Annotated in this window: 17 protein-coding genes and 2 pseudogenes; 8 read left to right on the plus strand and 11 right to left on the minus strand. The window is 59.8% G+C overall.

The features are described 5' to 3' along the window. Window positions 1–251 precede the first annotated feature (251 nt). Together AC3YMN_RS16275 and AC3YMN_RS16280 are read left to right on the plus strand one after the other, a co-directional pair. Window positions 252–1,031: an SDR family NAD(P)-dependent oxidoreductase gene (locus tag AC3YMN_RS16275; protein ID WP_489890813.1), complete on the plus strand. Its 780-nt coding sequence runs from the start codon at window positions 252–254 to the stop codon at window positions 1,029–1,031. Window positions 1,032–1,035: 4 nt separating this feature from the next. Further along, window positions 1,036–1,698 carry a TetR/AcrR family transcriptional regulator gene (locus AC3YMN_RS16280; protein ID WP_489890814.1) on the plus strand — a complete coding sequence of 221 codons (663 nt, stop codon included), beginning with the start codon at window positions 1,036–1,038 and terminating at the stop codon, window positions 1,696–1,698. 531 nt (window positions 1,699–2,229) lie between these two features. Here AC3YMN_RS16280 and AC3YMN_RS16285 read toward each other — a convergent pair. Next, window positions 2,230–2,979 (minus strand): SDR family NAD(P)-dependent oxidoreductase, encoded by a 750-nt coding sequence (locus AC3YMN_RS16285; protein WP_489890815.1) that lies wholly within the window; start codon window positions 2,977–2,979, stop codon window positions 2,230–2,232. A 139-nt stretch (window positions 2,980–3,118) separates the two neighbouring features. Here AC3YMN_RS16285 and AC3YMN_RS16290 point away from each other — a divergent pair, with 139 nt between their 5' ends. Beyond that, the gene (locus AC3YMN_RS16290; RefSeq protein ID WP_489890884.1) at window positions 3,119–3,715 is read left to right on the plus strand and encodes a TetR/AcrR family transcriptional regulator; all 597 of its coding nucleotides are present in this window, start codon (window positions 3,119–3,121) and stop codon (window positions 3,713–3,715) included. Window positions 3,716–4,648: 933 nt separating this feature from the next. Then, window positions 4,649–5,758, plus strand: coding sequence for an alpha/beta fold hydrolase (locus tag AC3YMN_RS16295; RefSeq protein WP_489890816.1), 1,110 nt, complete (start codon window positions 4,649–4,651; stop codon window positions 5,756–5,758). Between the two features lie 154 nt (window positions 5,759–5,912). Here AC3YMN_RS16295 and AC3YMN_RS16300 read toward each other — a convergent pair whose 3' ends face one another. Further along, a complete protein-coding gene (locus AC3YMN_RS16300) occupies window positions 5,913–6,383 on the minus strand; it encodes a hypothetical protein (protein ID WP_489890817.1) in 471 nt (156 codons plus the stop codon). Between the two features lie 94 nt (window positions 6,384–6,477). On the opposite strand from AC3YMN_RS16300, the pseudogene AC3YMN_RS16305 reads away from it, so the two are divergent. Beyond that, a pseudogene (locus AC3YMN_RS16305) lies at window positions 6,478–7,122 on the plus strand (LysR substrate-binding domain-containing protein). Window positions 7,123–7,391: 269 nt separating this feature from the next. Here AC3YMN_RS16305 and AC3YMN_RS16310 read toward each other — a convergent pair. The 6 genes from AC3YMN_RS16310 to AC3YMN_RS16335 all read right to left on the minus strand — a co-directional run bounded on the left by AC3YMN_RS16310 (window position 7,392) and on the right by AC3YMN_RS16335 (window position 12,141). Beyond that, window positions 7,392–8,198: an SDR family NAD(P)-dependent oxidoreductase gene (locus AC3YMN_RS16310; protein WP_489890818.1), complete on the minus strand. Its 807-nt coding sequence runs from the start codon at window positions 8,196–8,198 to the stop codon at window positions 7,392–7,394. Between the two features lie 289 nt (window positions 8,199–8,487). Beyond that, window positions 8,488–8,925: an MFS transporter gene (locus AC3YMN_RS16315; protein WP_489890819.1), complete on the minus strand. Its 438-nt coding sequence runs from the start codon at window positions 8,923–8,925 to the stop codon at window positions 8,488–8,490. A gap of 14 nt (window positions 8,926–8,939) precedes the next feature. Then, entirely contained in the window at window positions 8,940–9,605 is a 666-nt protein-coding gene (locus AC3YMN_RS16320) for an MFS transporter (RefSeq protein WP_489890820.1), read from the minus strand. An 81-nt stretch (window positions 9,606–9,686) separates the two neighbouring features. Next, window positions 9,687–10,337 (minus strand): NADPH-dependent F420 reductase, encoded by a 651-nt coding sequence (locus AC3YMN_RS16325; RefSeq protein ID WP_489890821.1) that lies wholly within the window; start codon window positions 10,335–10,337, stop codon window positions 9,687–9,689. A gap of 8 nt (window positions 10,338–10,345) precedes the next feature. After that, on the minus strand, window positions 10,346–11,311 hold the full coding sequence (locus AC3YMN_RS16330; protein ID WP_489890822.1) for an SDR family NAD(P)-dependent oxidoreductase: 966 nt from the start codon (window positions 11,309–11,311) through the stop codon (window positions 10,346–10,348). 68 nt (window positions 11,312–11,379) lie between these two features. Further along, window positions 11,380–12,141, minus strand: coding sequence for an SDR family NAD(P)-dependent oxidoreductase (locus AC3YMN_RS16335; RefSeq protein WP_489890885.1), 762 nt, complete (start codon window positions 12,139–12,141; stop codon window positions 11,380–11,382). Between the two features lie 156 nt (window positions 12,142–12,297). Between AC3YMN_RS16335 and AC3YMN_RS16340 the strand changes: the two genes are divergently transcribed. Then, window positions 12,298–12,888, plus strand: coding sequence for a TetR/AcrR family transcriptional regulator (locus tag AC3YMN_RS16340; protein WP_172124645.1), 591 nt, complete (start codon window positions 12,298–12,300; stop codon window positions 12,886–12,888). A 90-nt stretch (window positions 12,889–12,978) separates the two neighbouring features. On the opposite strand, the gene AC3YMN_RS16345 is transcribed toward AC3YMN_RS16340, so the two are convergent. Continuing rightward, on the minus strand, window positions 12,979–13,347 hold the full coding sequence (locus AC3YMN_RS16345) for a hypothetical protein (protein ID WP_489890823.1): 369 nt from the start codon (window positions 13,345–13,347) through the stop codon (window positions 12,979–12,981). A 98-nt stretch (window positions 13,348–13,445) separates the two neighbouring features. On the opposite strand from AC3YMN_RS16345, the gene AC3YMN_RS16350 reads away from it, so the two are divergent. Further along, window positions 13,446–14,336, plus strand: a complete 891-nt coding sequence (locus AC3YMN_RS16350; RefSeq protein WP_489890824.1) for a LysR family transcriptional regulator — start codon at window positions 13,446–13,448, stop codon at window positions 14,334–14,336. A 247-nt stretch (window positions 14,337–14,583) separates the two neighbouring features. Here the strand turns inward: AC3YMN_RS16350 and AC3YMN_RS16355 are convergent, their stop codons facing one another. Then, window positions 14,584–14,769: a hypothetical protein gene (locus tag AC3YMN_RS16355; RefSeq protein WP_489890825.1), complete on the minus strand. Its 186-nt coding sequence runs from the start codon at window positions 14,767–14,769 to the stop codon at window positions 14,584–14,586. A gap of 673 nt (window positions 14,770–15,442) precedes the next feature. On the opposite strand from AC3YMN_RS16355, the gene AC3YMN_RS16360 reads away from it, so the two are divergent. After that, a complete protein-coding gene (locus tag AC3YMN_RS16360) occupies window positions 15,443–16,141 on the plus strand; it encodes a LysR family transcriptional regulator (RefSeq protein WP_489890826.1) in 699 nt (232 codons plus the stop codon). Here the strand turns inward: AC3YMN_RS16360 and AC3YMN_RS16365 are convergent. Then, a pseudogene (locus AC3YMN_RS16365) lies at window positions 16,133–16,504 on the minus strand (integrase core domain-containing protein); the annotation flags it as partial. The gene AC3YMN_RS16360 and the pseudogene AC3YMN_RS16365 sit on opposite strands and share 9 nt — an antisense overlap. Between the last annotated feature and the right edge of the window lie 14 nt (window positions 16,505–16,518).

The following is a 16,518-nucleotide window of genomic DNA, read 5'->3' on the forward strand; positions in this document are numbered from 1 at the left end:
CCCAACTGCGCTCGCCTCACGTCCGCTTTCCTGTGCACGGCTCCGAAAATCGACCGACTGCAGTCTACCCCGAGGCGCAGGGCACCAGTATCACCTTCAGACCTGAAACGCCCTGAGCGGGCTCATACTGCCAGCGAAACCTCAGAAAGCAATCGCAAGCATCGTGCACCACCGCATTTTTGAGATGAAGCCGCTTGAATATGACTATCGGTCATAATAAATGACTGTCGGTCAGAAGTTGGAAACCTAATATGGAATCGGTTGGCAAGTGGGCATTGGTAACTGGAGCCTCCGGAGGCATGGGCGCAGAATTTGCTTCTCTACTGGCCGAGCGAGGATATAATTTGATCCTTGTAGCTCGTAGCATCGATCGGCTCCAAGCAGTCGCATCCGACTTACAAAAACATGGCGTACAGATTAGGATTGAACACTCAGACCTGAGCCGAGAGAATGGTGCCGCCGATCTGATCAAGACAATCAGATCAAGCGGGATCGACATTGATGTCTTGATCAACAACGCAGGCCAAGGCTTGCATGGCAACTTCATTGATCAACCTGCTCAGGCTGTTGATCGAATGCTCCAGTTAAACATCGCAAGCCTTACAACGCTCACCCATGCCATCGCTGTCGAGATGGTCAATCGCGGTAGCGGTCATATCCTTTTAGTGGCGAGCCTTACTTCCTTTATGCCGTGCCCCACCTATGCCGCTTATGCTGCCACCAAGGCATATGTGCGCCATTTTGGTGAAGCACTCCATGCCGAATTGTCACCATACAATGTGGTCGCCACGGTATTATCACCGGGGCTTATGGATACGGGCTTTCTAACCGCATCGGGACAGGAAACGAGCCAGTCCATGAAGCGTACGATGACTTCACCCAGGATGGCTGCGGCGGTAGGGTTGAAGGCGCTTTTCGCCGGTCGTCAAACGGTTGTGGCCGGTTCATTGAACAAGCTTGTGGCTGCTGGATCCCGTTTTCTGACGAAACCGGCTCAGATGCGGATCATGTCGCGGGCACTTAGGGGCTAGATTGATGGTCAAACACGCGCATGCCAGGGAAGATAAGGAAGCGCGTCGTGATGATATACTCGGTGCCGCCTTAACCTTGTTTCTCCAAGACACGCGCCGTCTGCCAGCAGTTGCCGCCATTGCAGCCACAGCCGGTTTAGCGAAAGGAACCGTGTATCTGTACTTCGAAACCAAAGAGCAGATATTCACGGCCCTTCTTTCGCGTGAGTGGGACGCGCTTTTTGCCAGCGTCGAGGCGAGCTTTACCCGGCCTTCTACAGACAATGCCGTCGTTATCGCCGGGTTCATCGACAGGTTTGCTAAATTTCTAGACACACACCCATATTTTTTACGTCTTGATTCACTTGGCTACGGCCAGCTTGAAGCAAATCTGCCAGCAGATGAATTCTGGCGGTTCAAAGACTCCTTTGCTCAGGCTTTGGAAAGTGCGGGACAAGCGGTCGATGTCACCCTTTCTGTTTCAGCCGGGCACGGACTCCATCTGCTCATCCGGACTTACGCATTGACACGTGGGCTTTGGCAAACCTTGGATATGCCTGAGCGCATAAAAGGCAACGCCGGCCTTGAGAGGCACCCACTGGCTCAAATCGATTTTGATGCCGAGCTACGAGCTGCTTTAGGTGAGTACTGGCGTGGGGCGCTTTTGACGTTGTTCGATGCCGTTTGAGTTGCGCCGGAATCCAGTGACCGCGGTATCGGGTAAGGCGTTTATGCGACACGAGGCAGACCTCGCAGGACTAGCCTGGGGCGGTCTCCCCAGGCGTATGCCTCCGCTGGCCAGCTCTGCCGTCGGGTCTTCGGACCTTCGGGGGGAGGCGCTCCCTGACGGCGGTTGTCCCGCAACAATTGGCAATTCGGATGTTATAACAAGTGGCGCTGGAGCCTTGTAGCGTGTCGCCTATGGTGCGTATGGCCTGGTAATCGGCTTCAGCGCTCGCGCGAAAATCGGCGAAGTCGTGCTTGAATTCAGTGTGGATGACCACGTCCGCCAAGACACGGCTGACCGCAGGCCTTCCGAATCGGCAGGTCGCCGTGGTGGACCTTTACTTCTACTGCTGCAAGAGCCTTGGCTGATCGCTCGGAACGCGCAAGGCCAACCACTTTATGGCCTCCCTCGATCAGTTCCGGAGCAAGGGCGGAGCCAAGGCGGTCGCACCGGTAACAAGTATACGCTGACGCTACCTTTCCGCCGTGCCGATCACCACGCAACTGGGCAATTCTCGTCCGAGAATGTTCCCGTCGGGCCATCGGCACCAATCAGTGCCAGTTCGATGGCACGACGTGCGCCTTGTTCAGGTGTGCGGGCCCCGGAGAAGTTGTTGAGGGCCGTGCCCGTGTGGCCGGGGCAGGCGACGTTGACCTTGATGTTGGTCGATTCAAGACTCAGTGCAAATGCGAGCGTTGCGGCATGTGCGGCCGACTTTGACGAGGAATAATTGCCGTACATGGTGCGGTGCGCATTGTCGGGCTTGGAATTTTCGCTCATCGAACCGCCGGAGCTGCCGATCGTGACGATCCGGCCAGCAGGAGACTCGCGCAGGAAGGGCAGCATGGCCTGCGTGACAGCAATGAGACCAAACACGTTGGTATCCCAGACCGCCCGCACATCATCGATAGGGGCAGTAGCAAGAGAGTTGGTCTTCATGATCTCTGGGAACGTCATGCCAGGGCGACCCGCATGCGAGACCCCCGCATTGTTGATCAGGATATCGAGCCCGCCGAACTCAGCCCGGATCCGCTCGGCGGCTGCCGCAATCGACGCCGGGTCCGTGACGTCAAGCTGAATGGCATGAGCCGAGGCGCCGATGCTCTCAGCCGCCGCGAGGCCTTTTGCCAAGCTCCGCGAGCCGACGAGAACGGTCAGGCCTTGCTTGGCAAGCCCTTGCGCAATGGCAAGACCAATACCTGTGTTGGCCCCGGTGACTAGGGCAATGCGTTGTTCGCTCATAAGGACACTTCCAGTAATTCTTGTTGTGACGCAGGACCGATTCCGGTAACTAGAAGCGGAACAGGCGTCCGGATAAATACGGAACGATGTTCCGTTTAGCAATGGGTATTTCGTGCGCGGCTCTGATACTACGCAAAATTTGGTTTCAAAGGCGAAGGTGCAGCAGCACGTGGGTGGGCGTCGAGCCGACGCCAAGCGCAACCTGGAGACACTGTTGCGAGCCGCCAAAGAGGTCTTTGCAGAAACTGGCGTCGATGCCCCTGTGCGTGAAATCGCCGAACGGGCAGGAGTAGGAGTGGGCACATTCTATCGGCACTTCCCCCATCGCTCGGATCTGATCGAAGCGGTCTTTCGGCAGGAAGTCGACGCCTGCGCTACGGCGGCAACGACCATCGGACAAGAGTACGAGCCTGAGCGGGCACTGATGCTGTGGATGGAACGCTATCTGGATTTCATCTCCACTAAGCGCGGTTTGGCCAAGTCGCTTCACACGGGCAACCCGGCCTATGCCGCTCTACCAGCATACTTCGAGGCTCGCCTCAAACCGGCATGTGGGACGCTGTTAAGCGCTGCAGCAGCTGCTGGAGCGATACGAGATGATGTGGACCCATGGGATCTATTGCGGGCGGTAGCCTTGCTTTCGACCCCGGACCACGAAGGCAAACCGGACCATTCTGCCCCTATGGTTGCACTGCTCCTGGATGGCCTTAAACATGGCGCGGCAAAGCCGGTTTAGTTGCCGCCGCTGTTCGTTTAGGAATCTATCATCTGGATAGCGGGGTGCGGCCCCACTGAGCTGACCTTGCTCCGCGGTCCTGTGCCGCCAGGTGGGGACCGTCAGCATTCTTCTGTTCGCGCCCAAGAGCTGTAGTCAGGTTCCACCCCAAAGGTGCCGGTCCGGAGCCGACCCCATTTCGGCCATCGAAGGTTGTTGAGCGTGTGGCTGAAAGCGGACATGTCTGGCAGGTTGTAGGGCAGGGCACTTTCGTTTGGGCGTCTCTTGGTTGGCCCTGTTCGGATCGATGCCTACACTGAACTATTGTAGCCAGTAACGGGCCCAGCAATCGGGTTCAAGTATAAGCCGGCTCTTCCATCACGATCACGGCTTGCCTATCACGCGTTTGCCTGACTTTAAGTCGCGGATCATCATGGCGAACAGTTGCTCGATGCCCTCGAAAGCGGCTTTGCGGCAGCACCATTCCGCGGCTGCATGGCCTGCCCATGGCCTATAGCGAATTCGGCGGCGCCGGCGCGATAAGACTTCATGTCAAGTATCTTCGCCTCGTCGCTGAAGCAATGGTAAAGGCCGACACAAGGACGCCGGATCACGCGGAACTGGGTGCATCTGGCTTCCATAGCCTCGTTGACGCAGCCAAGGATCACCTTGATCACAGTGGGTCTGGGCGTTGACCGATTGGAATCGGTCTTCAGCCGCTTGAACACCTGATCAGGAGGCAATGCGCCAATGCGGCGCAAAACTGGGCCGACCGGCCGCTACTGACCGCTTGACGATAGAAGCCAATTAACGTAATGATCATTACTATAACGTACGTTACGTCTCGGGTTTCGTCATTGGCGCTGCCATTGGTCTCGATGTTTTTGTCCACAACGAGCAGTTGGACCGAAATCAAGGGAGTTCGCCCTCGCGGGCGAATGCCACGGCTCACTTATGACGAGCGTATCGCTGTCGCTGGTCAGCCCTCGCGCTGATCCTGATCGTGCGTTTTCACGCTCTCAAGAAGAAGGACTGATTATGAAACAATTTGGCAAGTACGCGTTCGCGCTCAGTTTGATGATCGCGCCGATGCTCAATGTTGCGGCGTCGGCACAAGAAGCCAGCCCTGCCGGAACACCGGCTGCCACAGCAAGCGAGACAGCCCGGTCGCTGACCCCCGCTTTGGGTCCAGACACGGGTTTTTCCCACCATCGCACTGCCGTAGGAGATGTGCGCCTCCACTACGTTCGTGGCGGCGAGGGGGAGCCGCTAATCCTGATCCACGGATGGCCGACGACATGGTGGGAATGGCACAAGGTCATGCCCGGTCTGGCCCAAAATTTCGATGTGATCGCAGTGGACACACGTGGCCTCGGCGATACAACCCGACCGGAAGGTGGCTACCATAAAGATCGAATTGGTGAGGACATCGTCTCTCTCGCACGTAAGCTCGGCTTGACCCGCTTCTCGATCGCAGGTCACGATCTGGGCGGCCAGATCGCTTTTGCTATCGCACGTAATCACCCTGACTTGGTAGAGCGCGTCGCCATTCTGGACGTTCCATTGATGGGAATGCCCCATTCTGAAGCCGTTGCGCCATGGCACTTCGCCTTCAACAAGGTGCCGGACCTGCCAGAGCTACTGACGCAAGGCCGTGAGCGCCTCTTCCTCGACCAATTTTGGAGCGGCTTCACGTACAATCCGCGCGGCTTTGAGGAGACCGACATTCAGGAGTTCCTGCGCACCTACACTGCAGCCGGAGCAATGCGTGCGGGTTTCAACTACTACCGCGCTTTCGAAAGCGATGCCGCTGCAAACAAAGCGTGGTTCGATGCCGGCAACAAGCTTGAAATGCCAGTGTTGTGGCTTGGCGGCGAAGCTACGCCAGAGGCCGAAATAGCGGGGGCAGGGATTATCAGCACTGGCGGATTGCTCGGCATGCAGTTGGAGACTGCTGCTACTGATTTGCGCGGTGAAAGCCTTGAGGGCTGCGGCCACTGGCTCGCTTCGGAGTGCCCCGAACGCACTGAACAACTGTTGCTGAAGTTCTTCACGAGACAATAGAGGCATGATCGTCCGGACTCCAAGGCACGCTTTGCTTTGCCTTGGAGTTCACGGAGCGCATGTCCAATGTGCCCAACTGGGTCGGGCTCTGCGCATTCCTGTTATCTGTCAACGCTCGCTCGAGAGCAGGGTTCATTCTGAAGCGAGCGCGAGATCATTCTCCTGCGCCACCATAGCGCCAGGCAGGGCAAGTCCTCCGGCCGGTAATGCGAGCACGCCGGGGAAGATGACAGTGACGCATCCCCCCATCTTGCAGACTTGCTGAGAAGGGAGGATGCGGGCTTGAGCCAGGAGAAGCTGAGTTGTCGTATTGTCTAGACGCGGTAACGAGGCGCCGGGGACCCGGTTTGACTGGCGCGAACAGTGCCTGGGAGTTTGCAGCGTATTGGCGCCAGAGCTCGATGTCCGCCACTGATGGCAAGGTGACCTCTTCGCCGCTATCCAGACCTGCGAGGGCCGCGTCGACCATCGCATCTACGCTCATGATCAGTTCCGCCGGGCTTTGGTCGAGCGGCATGATCGAGCCATCGTAGATCTCGGTGGCAACACCGGCGGGCAGCACTGCCTGCACCCGGATGGCTGTGTCCTTGAGTTCCTGCTGCAGTCCGCTCGTGAACAGCAGCACAAAAGCCTTGGTTTTGGCAAAGCCTGGAAGGCCAGGACCCACCGATATTGATGATCGTGCCCCGGTTGCGGGCAATGAAGCCAGGCAGAGCGGCGTGGGTGAGGCGCTCGCGGGGTCAAGCGATACGCCATCCGGCACCATCCGCCTGACGACCATCCGCTTTCCCGCCAAGTCCCTGGTCCTGCCAGCCCTCGAGGCGTTCCGGATGGCTTATCCCAGAGTGAAGGTTGAGATATTCGCCGACGACGCCTTTGCCGATATCGTCGCCGGCGGTTTTGATGCCGGGATCCGGTTTGGCCGCCAGGTTGAACAGGACATGGTGGCGGTGCCGATCGGGCCGGACGCCCGCGCTGCGGTCGTGGCGACACCGGACTATTTCGCCCGCTATCGGGTTCCCAAGGACCCCTGGGATCTCGCCCGCCACGACTGCATCAACTTCCGCATGGCGAGCGCTGGAAACATCGCCAAGTGGCACTTTTAGCAAGGCGGACGCCCCCTCGACGTCACGGTAGACGGCACCCTGGTGGTCAACGACGGGGACACTCTGGAGGCAGCCGCTTTGGCCGGATACGGGCTGGCTTATGTTTTTGAGGATCAAGTCGCTGATCATCTCAGCAAAGGGCGCCTCGTGCGGTGCCTCGAGGATTGGTGCCCGCCTTCACCGGGCTATCATCTTTACTATCCATCGCGGCGGCAACGGACCCCCGCACTGGTCGCCCTGGTCGACATGCTGCGTTAAAGACTCTGAGGAGATGGGCCGGACGACTGAGTGCTAGGTTGAGGACAACCAATGCTTGGCCGGTTCGGCTGGCCGAGAGTGTTCTGCACGTCGGCGTCGAAGATCGAGCCTGCAAGCGAAGTGACACTGTCCAGCACTTGCTCGGCCGCCTGGCGCCGATCTGGACGGAGGCAACTACCGACCGGGCTTCAAGCCAGCCGACCCGCTGTTTTGTCGACGGTCCTCGTTCATTGCGACCGCGGCGGGTCCCCTCTTGCTCCACGCGAGGCTCAGTGCGGACCGTCAGACCAGGCATCCCAGTCGGCGGTCCGGCTGGCATAGACTTGATCGATCTGTGCCCGGCCGCTGCCAAGCAGCAGGTGCAAGGGCGGGTAGGGGGCATCCACAACTGCCAATATTGCGGCAGCTGTTGTACGCGGATCACTAGCGCCCCCGGCCGGATACGCCGCCGCAAGTTCGTCTCGAAGGGGCCCGTAGGCGTCGATCGGCTGGGCAACGACCATCGAGGACGCGCTCGTGAAGTCCGTAGCGTGCGGGCCTGGCTCGATGATCGTGACGTTGATGCCCAGCCGCGCGACTTCGCCGGCAAGGGCTTCACCCAGGCCTACGACCGCGAACTTGGCCGCATTATAGAGCCCACCGCATGGTGTCGCCATGATGCCCGCGGTGCTGGCCACAGTCAGGATGTGACCAGACCCTTGGGCGCGCATGATCGGCAACGCAGCTTTTACGACTGCCAGCATGCCAAAGAAGTCGGTGTCCATAACGAGGCGCGCTTGTTCAATGCTGACCTCCTCTACCGCGCCGACCATCCCGAAGCCCGCATTGCAAACGACGATGTCAAGCCGGCCGAAATGATCGTGGGCCATGTGAACGGCCTTGAGCGCGGCATCGGGGTTGGTGACGTCGAGCGTCAGCGGAAGCACTTGATCGCCGAACCTTTCCGTCAGTTCGACAAGCGAGGCTGGGTCGCGCGCAGTAACTGCAACCTTGTCCCCGCGCTTGAGCGCCGCCTCCGTCCAGATCCGACCGAAGCCGCGTGATCCGCCGGTGAGAAACCAAACTTTTTCAGCCATTGTGATGCCCTTTCGTGTTTTCAGAAACATGGAACTGTTGTTCGTTTTGACAGGACCAAAGATGTCTCCTGTGATCCCTGCGGACTAGCTGGGATGAACTTGCAAGCCTTGTGAATGGGGCTCAGCAATGCATCGTGACACTTGGGGTGACATGGCTAAGGCGAGACAGTGACCATCCGGTCTTACGAACAAGGCGCTGTCGCTGCCCGCCACGGTCTCGTGAGCCGCTGGTGATACGAACCAGACTCTGGGGCAGGTGAGGTAACGGGTACCTGCACCGAGGAATGAGTCATCGCCTCGGGCGGGCCTTCAGCATGAGGGTCGACACGAAGCTCAAGGCCAGAACCGCCGCACAGGCAAAGAATACCATCCGCGAACCATTGTTGTCGAAGATCCAGCCGCCTGCCGCAGCGCCAATGGAGATAGCGAGATTGGCGGTTGCCACCAACAAGCCGCCGCCTGACTCTGCCTCATCAGGTGCGACTTGGGTGACCCATGTCGACCAGGAGACCGGAATGATGCCGAAGGCGAAACCCCAAATGGCGGTGAGTGCCGCGTCGGCAAACGCGTTGCCACCAAGGGTCGCCAGGAGGATGGCCAAAACCGCAAGCAGAAGGGGCATTGTTCCCAGCGTCCCGAACATCGAACGCTCGATCAGCCTGCTGCTCACTGAATTGCCAACAAAGGTGCCGATGCCGAAGATGAGCAGGATGGAGGTGACACCCATCGGGCCCGCTCGCGTCACCGTTTCAAGAAACGGGCGAAGACAGGTGAAGAAGCCAAAATGGCCAGTGAACACCAGCAGGAAAGCCAACATTCCCAAGCCCAGGCCCGGCCGGCGCAAGAGCCAAACACGGTACCCAAACGTGCCGCCTGCTCGGAACGCATGGGCGGCAGCAGCACCAATTGCGCGAGGAGAGCAAGGGCGCCCAAACCTGCCGCTGCCACAAAAACGGCTCGCCATCCCCATAGATCGCCCAACAAGCTGCCAAGCGGCGCGGCAAACACGGTAGCCGCAGAAACGCCCCCGAACAGGATTGCCAATGCCTTGGCGATGTCGTTCTCCGGGACCAGCCGCATCATTGTCGCGGCGGACAATGCCCAGAAGCCGCCAAGCGAAATCCCGAGCAGCATGCGGGCGAGCAGCAACAGGTTCAGCGAAGGGGCCACGGCCACAAGGAGATTGGAAATGACCAGCAGGGAGGTGAGAAAAATCAGCACCTTGCGGCGATCCACGCGACCGCTCGCGGCGGCAACGAGCAGGCTGGCAAGGACGGCGACGCCGGCAGTCACGGTCACAGCCTGGCCGGCCATGCCTTCGGTGACCTGAAGGTCGTTGGCCATGGAGGTGAGCAGGCTTGCCGGCAAAAGCTCGGCTCCAACAATACCAAATATGCCAAGGCTCATGGCAAGCACCGCTCCCCATAACGGCAAGGAGGGCGCGACGGCGGTCGAGGTCGTGGCGGATAATCCTTGAATGGAGGCTGACTAGGCCAGAACGATGGGGCGGGCTCGGGCCAAATTGGCCATCAGCTCGGGCCGGGTTTGGCGCTCCTGCTTCCACGCCGGTTGCCCGGGAGCGCTGCGCCACGATTGGCTGAGCGGACTATGGTCCACCGTATCGAAACCGAACTGGTCGTAGAGCCGGGTGACCAACTCCACCGCCTCGGGGAAATTGCTCGAGGTTGACAGCGCCAGGCGGCCGGGAGATCGGGGTGGTTGGCCCCAGCTGTTGATCCGGGGCGCCTGGATATGGGTGAAGGCCTTGGCCACCTTTGATGCGGGAAGCTGCTCCTGGCGCAGTTCGTGCACCGTCTTTTCGCCGGAATCGACAACGGGGAAATGGCCGTCACGCCAGATCATGTAGTTGTTGGTGTCGAGCACGATTTTGCCTGCGAGTTCTTCGACAGGCATGTTGTTGATCAACTTGAGCGGCACTGCCACGACCACGAAATCGGCTGCGGCTCCAGCTTGTGCCGCAGTTGCGGCTTGAGCTGATGGCCCCAGTTCTTGAACGAGGTCGCGCAGCGTTTCAGGGCCTCGTGAATTGGCCAGCACGACGTGGTAGCCATTCGCGATAGCTGCGCGCGCGAATTGCGTGCCGACTTCGCCTGCACCGATGATGCCGATCGTGGTCATGACAGCTCCTAGACGGACTGGACCAGTTCTTCGCTTTTCGCCCAAAGCTGCGCGGCGCGCGCGGTGTCCAGCGCATATGACCTGACCCCATCGGCAAACGGGTTGGGCGTGTCATTGACCGGTGCGACCGCGACATCCTCGAGGTATTTTCCGCCGATCTCGTTCTTATCGGCCACAACGGCAGCCCAAACCGTCGTCGCGGCTGCTTGGGAAATGTCCTTAAGCTCTGCCGGCTGCAGCCCTGCCTCGGCGCGCGCCTTGCCGACCGTCTCGAACAAGCCTTGCAGTTCCTCCTGTGAGAAATAACGGGGCAGATCGGTGATGCTGTTTCCCGGCATCACGGCAGCGGCCCGAATGCCGCGACCGCGGTGGCGCCGGTCAAATTCCACCGCGAACAGGGCATTGGCGGTCTTGGATCGGCCATACGCCACGAAGGGGTCATAGGCCTGCTGGGCAAAGTTGGGATCGTCCAGATCGATGTCGGCTACGCGATGCGCTTGGGACGTCAGGACCACCAGGCGCCCATCATCGGCGAGCAGCGGCTCGATGCGGTTGATGAAAGAGAAGTGGCCAAGATGATTAACCGCGAACTGGCTTTCGAAGCCGTCGATGGTGAGGGCGAACGGGGCGGCCATGATGCCGGCATTGGCGATCATGGCGTTGAACAACCGGCCGCTGGCCAGCAGCTTGTCTGCAGCGGCGCGGACGCTTTGCAGCGACGCCAGATCAAGCTCAACCAGTTCGATGGTCCCACCAGCCAGTGCGGCGGCGTCCCGCGCAGCCCGCAGGGCGGAGTCTGCCTTGCCCAGGTCCCGGACGGTACCAACCACAGCGGCACCGCGAGCGGCCAAGCTGCGCACGGCTTCCAGGCCGATGCCGCCGGCAGCTCCAGTCACCAAAAAGCGCTGGCCGGTCAAGTTTATGTCGGCCAGCACCTCGTCGGCAGTGGTTTTCGCCCCAAACTTATTGGTCACTTCAACTCCTAACATGCTGATATAGAAAGCTGACTTTTGAGCATAGCCCGCGTGCTGGCCTCGAGCGTTCAGATGCCAAGGCCGCCAGCCACATCGATAATGCCGCCCGTCATGTAGCCGGCATGCGGGCCTGCCAGAAAACAGATCACCTCTGACACTTCCTCGAGTGTGGCGATCCGGCGGATAGGGTGCAGATCCAGGAAAGCCTCGGGAGCAACAGTGCCGCCGAAGACGTTCGCCATCATGTCGGTGGGCATCGCGCCGGGCTGGACGACGTTGACCGTGATGTTGCGTCCACCCAGATCTCGGGCGACACCCCTGGCGTAGCCGTTGATGGCGGCTTTGGCTCCCGCATAGTCGGCAACACCGGTAACCAGAGCATGGGTGCCGTTCAGCGAGCCGATGAAGATGATGCGGCCGCCATCGGAGAGCACCGATGCTGCCGCCCGCGTGGTCGCCACCACGCCGAGGACGTTGACTTGCCACTGCTGGTCGAGAGCGCCCGTATCCAGGGCGAGATCGTCGACCATCTGCCCCTTGGCGACGATCGCCGCGTTGTTGACGAGGATGTCGAGCTTGCCAAAATGGGCCAGGACCTTTTCAATCAAGGGTTTTGCCGCGGCGGTGTCAGCCTGATCACTTTGGATCGCCAGGGCGCGCACACCCTTCGCCTTGAGCTTGTCGACCAGTGCTTCGGCTTTCCCGGCGGAGGCAACATAGCTGATGGCGACATCTGCGCCTTGGTCAGCCAGCGCCTCAGCTGTGGCGGCACCCAAACCGCGCGAGCCACCAGTCACCAGGGCAATCTTGCCTGTTAAGATATTTGACATGAGAAGTCTTTCATGGACGACCAGCTTCCGGCCGGGCGTATAATGCGGCGAAATCCTATGCATAACGTCCGTTACGCTAATGCCCATTACGAAACCTTGACGTGGCGTGTCAAGCGGTCTAGTAATAGCCGTTATGGAATGTGTTGAGTTGAGCTGATGGGACGTCATCGCGAGTTTGACCCCGATAAAGTACTTGATGCGGCGCTGGGGGTCTTTTGGGACAAGGGCTATGAGGGGGCTTCGTATGCCGACCTCACCAAGGCCGCTGGCGTGGAAAGGCCGGCGCTTTACTCCGCCTTCGGCAATAAGGAAGCGCTGTTTCGCCTGGCCTTGGCGCGCTACAACGAGCACTACCTGACCTTCATTCCCGAAGCTCTCGCTCTGCCGACAGCACGGGATGTCGCTGCCCATATGCTGTTCAGCTCAGCCGACCTGAACACCCGCTATCCCGGGCATACGGGCTGTTTGAACATCAATGGCGCTGTGGCTGCATCGGATGATGCCGAGCCGATCCGACAAGCGCTGATCGATGTCCGGGCAGCAGGTGAAATCCAATTCCGCGAGCGCTTCGAGCGGGCAGTAGCCGAGGGTGACTTGCCCCCGACCGCCAAGCCCGCAGCCCTTGCGGCTTTCCTGATGGCAGTCCTGCACGGCATGGCCTTGCAGGCCAAAGCCGGCTTTAATCGCGCGATGCTGGAAGCGGTGGCCGAGCAGGCACTTTCCGCCTGGCCCGCCAAGTTTGCATAGGTTGGAAGCTCAATTGGACCTTTGCCCGGGGGATCTTCCCGGCACAAGCCAATAGGACTCGAGGCTGGTGACAGCCTCGAGTCAGGTCGGTTACTCGTCACTGTTCTGAGACAGTGAGAGTGGCGCCTGAGATGAGGAAGGCGCGGTGCGGACGGCGTCCGAGGTCGTGCCTACGTCAAGGCTGGTGGCTACTGCAGGGCCGGCCTCGAGCGTCCGAAATGTATGCTGATCGACGAATACCCAGTAGACGTCGCCACTTGAGCTCTGGGCGTGAGCACGCAATGCGTCACCCCATTTCTCGAGGCCCGTGACGTCGATGCCTTTGGCTTTAAGATTTGCCTCGATCTCGCTGATCGAATGACCGTTGATCTCGCGATCCGAAACCAAGCTTTCTGCTGCCATGGCAACGGGAGAAGCGGCGAGTAGGGCAAGGGCGACGAAGCTGGTTTTCAGAAACATGGAAGTGTCCTTTCGTGTTGACAGGACCAAAGATGTATCCTGTGATCCCTGAGGACTAGCTGGGAAGAACTTGCAAGGCTTGTGAATGGAGTTCAGCAATGGATCGTGACACCTGGGGCGACATGGCTGTTCTGGCCGCAATAGTGGAGGCGGGCGGCTTTAGCCGGGCTGCCCCTCTGCTAGGTGTTTCCGCATCCGCATTGAGCCACCGAGTCAAGGCATTGGAGAACCGACTGGGCGTGCGCCTGCTCAATCGCACCACTCGCAGCGTTGCCCCGACGGAGGCCGGTGAACGGCTGCTGGCCCGCTTGCGGCCCGCTATGGCGGAGATCAATCTCGCCATCGCTGACCTTGACGCTGATCGCGGCCGCCCCTCCGGGCGGGTTAGGGTTACAACGCATCGCTCAGCAGCGTTTGAGCTGGTGCTGCCCAAGCTGCGCCGCTTCTCGACCGATTACCCCGAAATCGTCGTGGAGCTGGTGATCGATGATGGCTTGGTGGACATCGTGGCCGCAGGGTTCGATGCTGGTATCAGGCGAGCGCCCTCGCTGGAAAAGGACATGGTGTCCATTCGGCTTGATGAAGGTGATACGCTCTATGTGGTCGCCGCGCCGTCCTATATCGCCCAATTCGGAACGCCGCAGCACCCTCAGGATCTAACAGGGCACAACTGCCTCAACTTTCGCTACCCTTCGGCCCGCTTCATCCACCGCTGGACCTTTGAGCGCGATGGCCAGACGCTGGCTTTAGACGCTCCCGGCACGTTCGTGACGAGCGACAATGATTTGCTGCTCGCCTGCGCCCGCGAAGGCGTGGGCGTCACCATCCTGCTGCAGCGACATGTTGCGCCTTATCTAGCCTCGGGAGAGCTGGTTCGGGTGCTGGAGGACTGGCACTACCACGTGCCGCCCAATCATTTGTATTATGCTGGCCGGCTCAACCAACCTCCAGCCCTTCGCGCCTTTATCGATGCCATGAAGGCACCATAGGTATGATTGCGGGCGATGCCTTCCACCTGAATTGAAGTGGGAGCCCGATGTTACAAGGACGCCGGCCAGCGGCCAGCCGCTATCAAGAAAGACGGGTTCCGACGGCAATCACTCCAGACGAGTGCAAGCGGACGCGACCGTTCGAAGCGGCTTGATCCACAATGGCGAGGATGGCGTTATGTACCTGGCGACGCTGCCTTTGATCCAGTATCCGATATGGCCCCATGTAAGGGTGAAGATCCTTGAGCTAGTCCAGATACGCTTCGCCCGCAGGTCCTTCCCAGACGGCGTCGACTTCCTCTACCGAGACGTCCGAAAAACCGGCGTCAGCAAGCTCGTGCTGCAGCCTTGCGGGATCGGACAGCGCGACAAATCCCTCGGGCGGAGCAGGGGGTGGGCGATCGGGGAATACGGAGCGAAGCGCTTGGGCCATGACCAGGAAAGGTCCTCCGCCCGGCAAGATCCGCCAAGTCGCAACGCATCCGCGTCCGCCTTGTCGTAAAACACGCGCCTGCTCACGCAAGCCTTTTCTCCAATCAGGAAGCAAGCTTACTCCGGCCACGGAAAAAGCCGCGTCCTTCAGCTCCAATGCCTGGCCGTCCATCAGGCGCGCCTCGCAACTGGGGAACCTCGCGAGTTGGGGCAAGGCGCCTCACCATGCCTGGTGCGATGTCCACCGCCAGAACCTTTGCGCCGAGTTCGGCAGCCGGAATGCTCAGCGCACCGGTGCCCGCCACAATGTCGATTGGCGCGTCGAGGGCCAACATCACCCACCATATTGAGCGCAGCAAGTGAAAGTGGCTCTATGATGCGAGTTGCAGCCTCTTCATAAGCCTTGGCGAAGTCATCGCCCATATGCGAGTTGTCGGCAGGCGAGGGCGCCTTGGGGATCCAAGTTGAAGCTGGGGCTGGTGGAGCCGATTCACTCTCTGGCTTAGTCAATGCGCTGTCTCCTGATTGCCGCGTACCAACCACTGCTTGCAAAAGCGGACCGCCTCCGGGTGCTGCAGGGGGGCTGTTAGATATGTTGAGCCGGTCTAATCTTTCGAGCGGCAGAACAGAAGCTGCCGATTGGTAAGCTGCCTATCAGAATTGGAAGGCTACTTATGGATCTCAACGCCGCTCGAATGTTTGTTGCGGTTGTTCAGGCTGGAAGCCTGTCAGGGGCAGCAAACCGGCTGAACGTGCCTCTTCCAACGCTAAGCCGCCGCATCAGTGAGCTGGAAAAAGGCTTGAGAGTGCAACCCCTTGAGCGTGGAGCGCGCGGCATCAAGCTCACCCCTGTTGGCACGCGGTTATACGAGCATACGGTGGGAAGCATCGAGGTACTGCTCGAGGCCGAGCAGGCGCTAGTTGAGGATGAAGCACAGCTGAAAGGCCGCCTGCTATTGTCGCTGCGCCCGGTGTTCGAGCCTTGGTGGGAGCTGCTGTCGGCCTTTCAGCGCCGCTATCCCGACGTTTCAATCCACGTCTACTCCACTGATCGGCGGGTGGACTTGATCGAAGACGGGATCGATGTGGCCCTTCGGGTCAACACGATTTTGCACGAGACCATGATTGCGCGACAGCTTCTCACCTTTCGCAACGTGCTGGTCGCCAGTCCCGACTTCGTCTCGCGTCATGGCCGGCCAGAGAGGCCGGCAGACCTGCACCGCTTGCTCTGCGCGGCTTGGGCTTCTCGCAGCGACGAAGGGACGAGCTGGAGCTTGGGAAACGAAACGGTTGCCCTCCACAGTGCGGCAGCGCTCCGGGCTCGCGAGATACGACAGGAAATAGAAGCCGAGATCGTCAGGGAGGGGCCATGAGATGGCGTCTGGTGCAGGCGGCTCATACCCGAGCGATGAATGCGGTCGGGTCGTATTGTAGTGGTACCGCCAGCTTTCGATGACGATCTGTGCCTCCTTGAGCGTGTAGAAGATTTAGCCATCGAGCAGTTCATCGCGGGGTTGGACGTTGAAGCTCTCGCAATAGCCGTTCTCCCGGGGACTGCCTGGCATGATGTAGGCCGTCTTGGCGCCGACGGCAGCGATCCACTCCCGGGCAGCCTAGGCTACGAACTCGGGGCCGTTGTCTGAACGAATATGACCAGGCGCTCCGCGCTGGATAAGCAGGTCGGTGAGCACGTCCACAACGTCGACTGCCTTGATCCTGCGGCTGATCGGGATGGCAAAGCCGGTGCCTT

The organism is Devosia sp. Z11_6, assembly GCF_058133665.1.

Bases quoted from the DNA above. Each gene is read 5' to 3' on its own strand.
- AC3YMN_RS16275 (WP_489890813.1), top strand. From the start codon at position 252: ATGGAATCGGTTGGCAAGTGGGCATTGGTAACTGGAGCCTCCGGAGGC.
- AC3YMN_RS16280 (WP_489890814.1), top strand. From the start codon at position 1,036: ATGGTCAAACACGCGCATGCCAGGGAAGATAAGGAAGCGCGTCGTGAT.
- AC3YMN_RS16285 (WP_489890815.1), bottom strand. From the start codon at position 2,979: ATGAGCGAACAACGCATTGCCCTAGTCACCGGGGCCAACACAGGTATT.
- AC3YMN_RS16295 (WP_489890816.1), top strand. From the start codon at position 4,649: ATGACGAGCGTATCGCTGTCGCTGGTCAGCCCTCGCGCTGATCCTGAT.
- AC3YMN_RS16310 (WP_489890818.1), bottom strand. From the start codon at position 8,198: ATGGCTGAAAAAGTTTGGTTTCTCACCGGCGGATCACGCGGCTTCGGT.
- AC3YMN_RS16315 (WP_489890819.1), bottom strand. From the start codon at position 8,925: ATGGGTGTCACCTCCATCCTGCTCATCTTCGGCATCGGCACCTTTGTT.
- AC3YMN_RS16320 (WP_489890820.1), bottom strand. From the start codon at position 9,605: ATGAGCCTTGGCATATTTGGTATTGTTGGAGCCGAGCTTTTGCCGGCA.
- AC3YMN_RS16325 (WP_489890821.1), bottom strand. From the start codon at position 10,337: ATGACCACGATCGGCATCATCGGTGCAGGCGAAGTCGGCACGCAATTC.
- AC3YMN_RS16335 (WP_489890885.1), bottom strand. From the start codon at position 12,141: ATGTCAAATATCTTAACAGGCAAGATTGCCCTGGTGACTGGTGGCTCG.
- AC3YMN_RS16340 (WP_172124645.1), top strand. From the start codon at position 12,298: ATGGGACGTCATCGCGAGTTTGACCCCGATAAAGTACTTGATGCGGCG.
- AC3YMN_RS16345 (WP_489890823.1), bottom strand. From the start codon at position 13,347: ATGTTTCTGAAAACCAGCTTCGTCGCCCTTGCCCTACTCGCCGCTTCT.
- AC3YMN_RS16350 (WP_489890824.1), top strand. From the start codon at position 13,446: ATGGATCGTGACACCTGGGGCGACATGGCTGTTCTGGCCGCAATAGTG.
- AC3YMN_RS16355 (WP_489890825.1), bottom strand. From the start codon at position 14,769: ATGGCCCAAGCGCTTCGCTCCGTATTCCCCGATCGCCCACCCCCTGCT.
- AC3YMN_RS16360 (WP_489890826.1), top strand. From the start codon at position 15,443: ATGGATCTCAACGCCGCTCGAATGTTTGTTGCGGTTGTTCAGGCTGGA.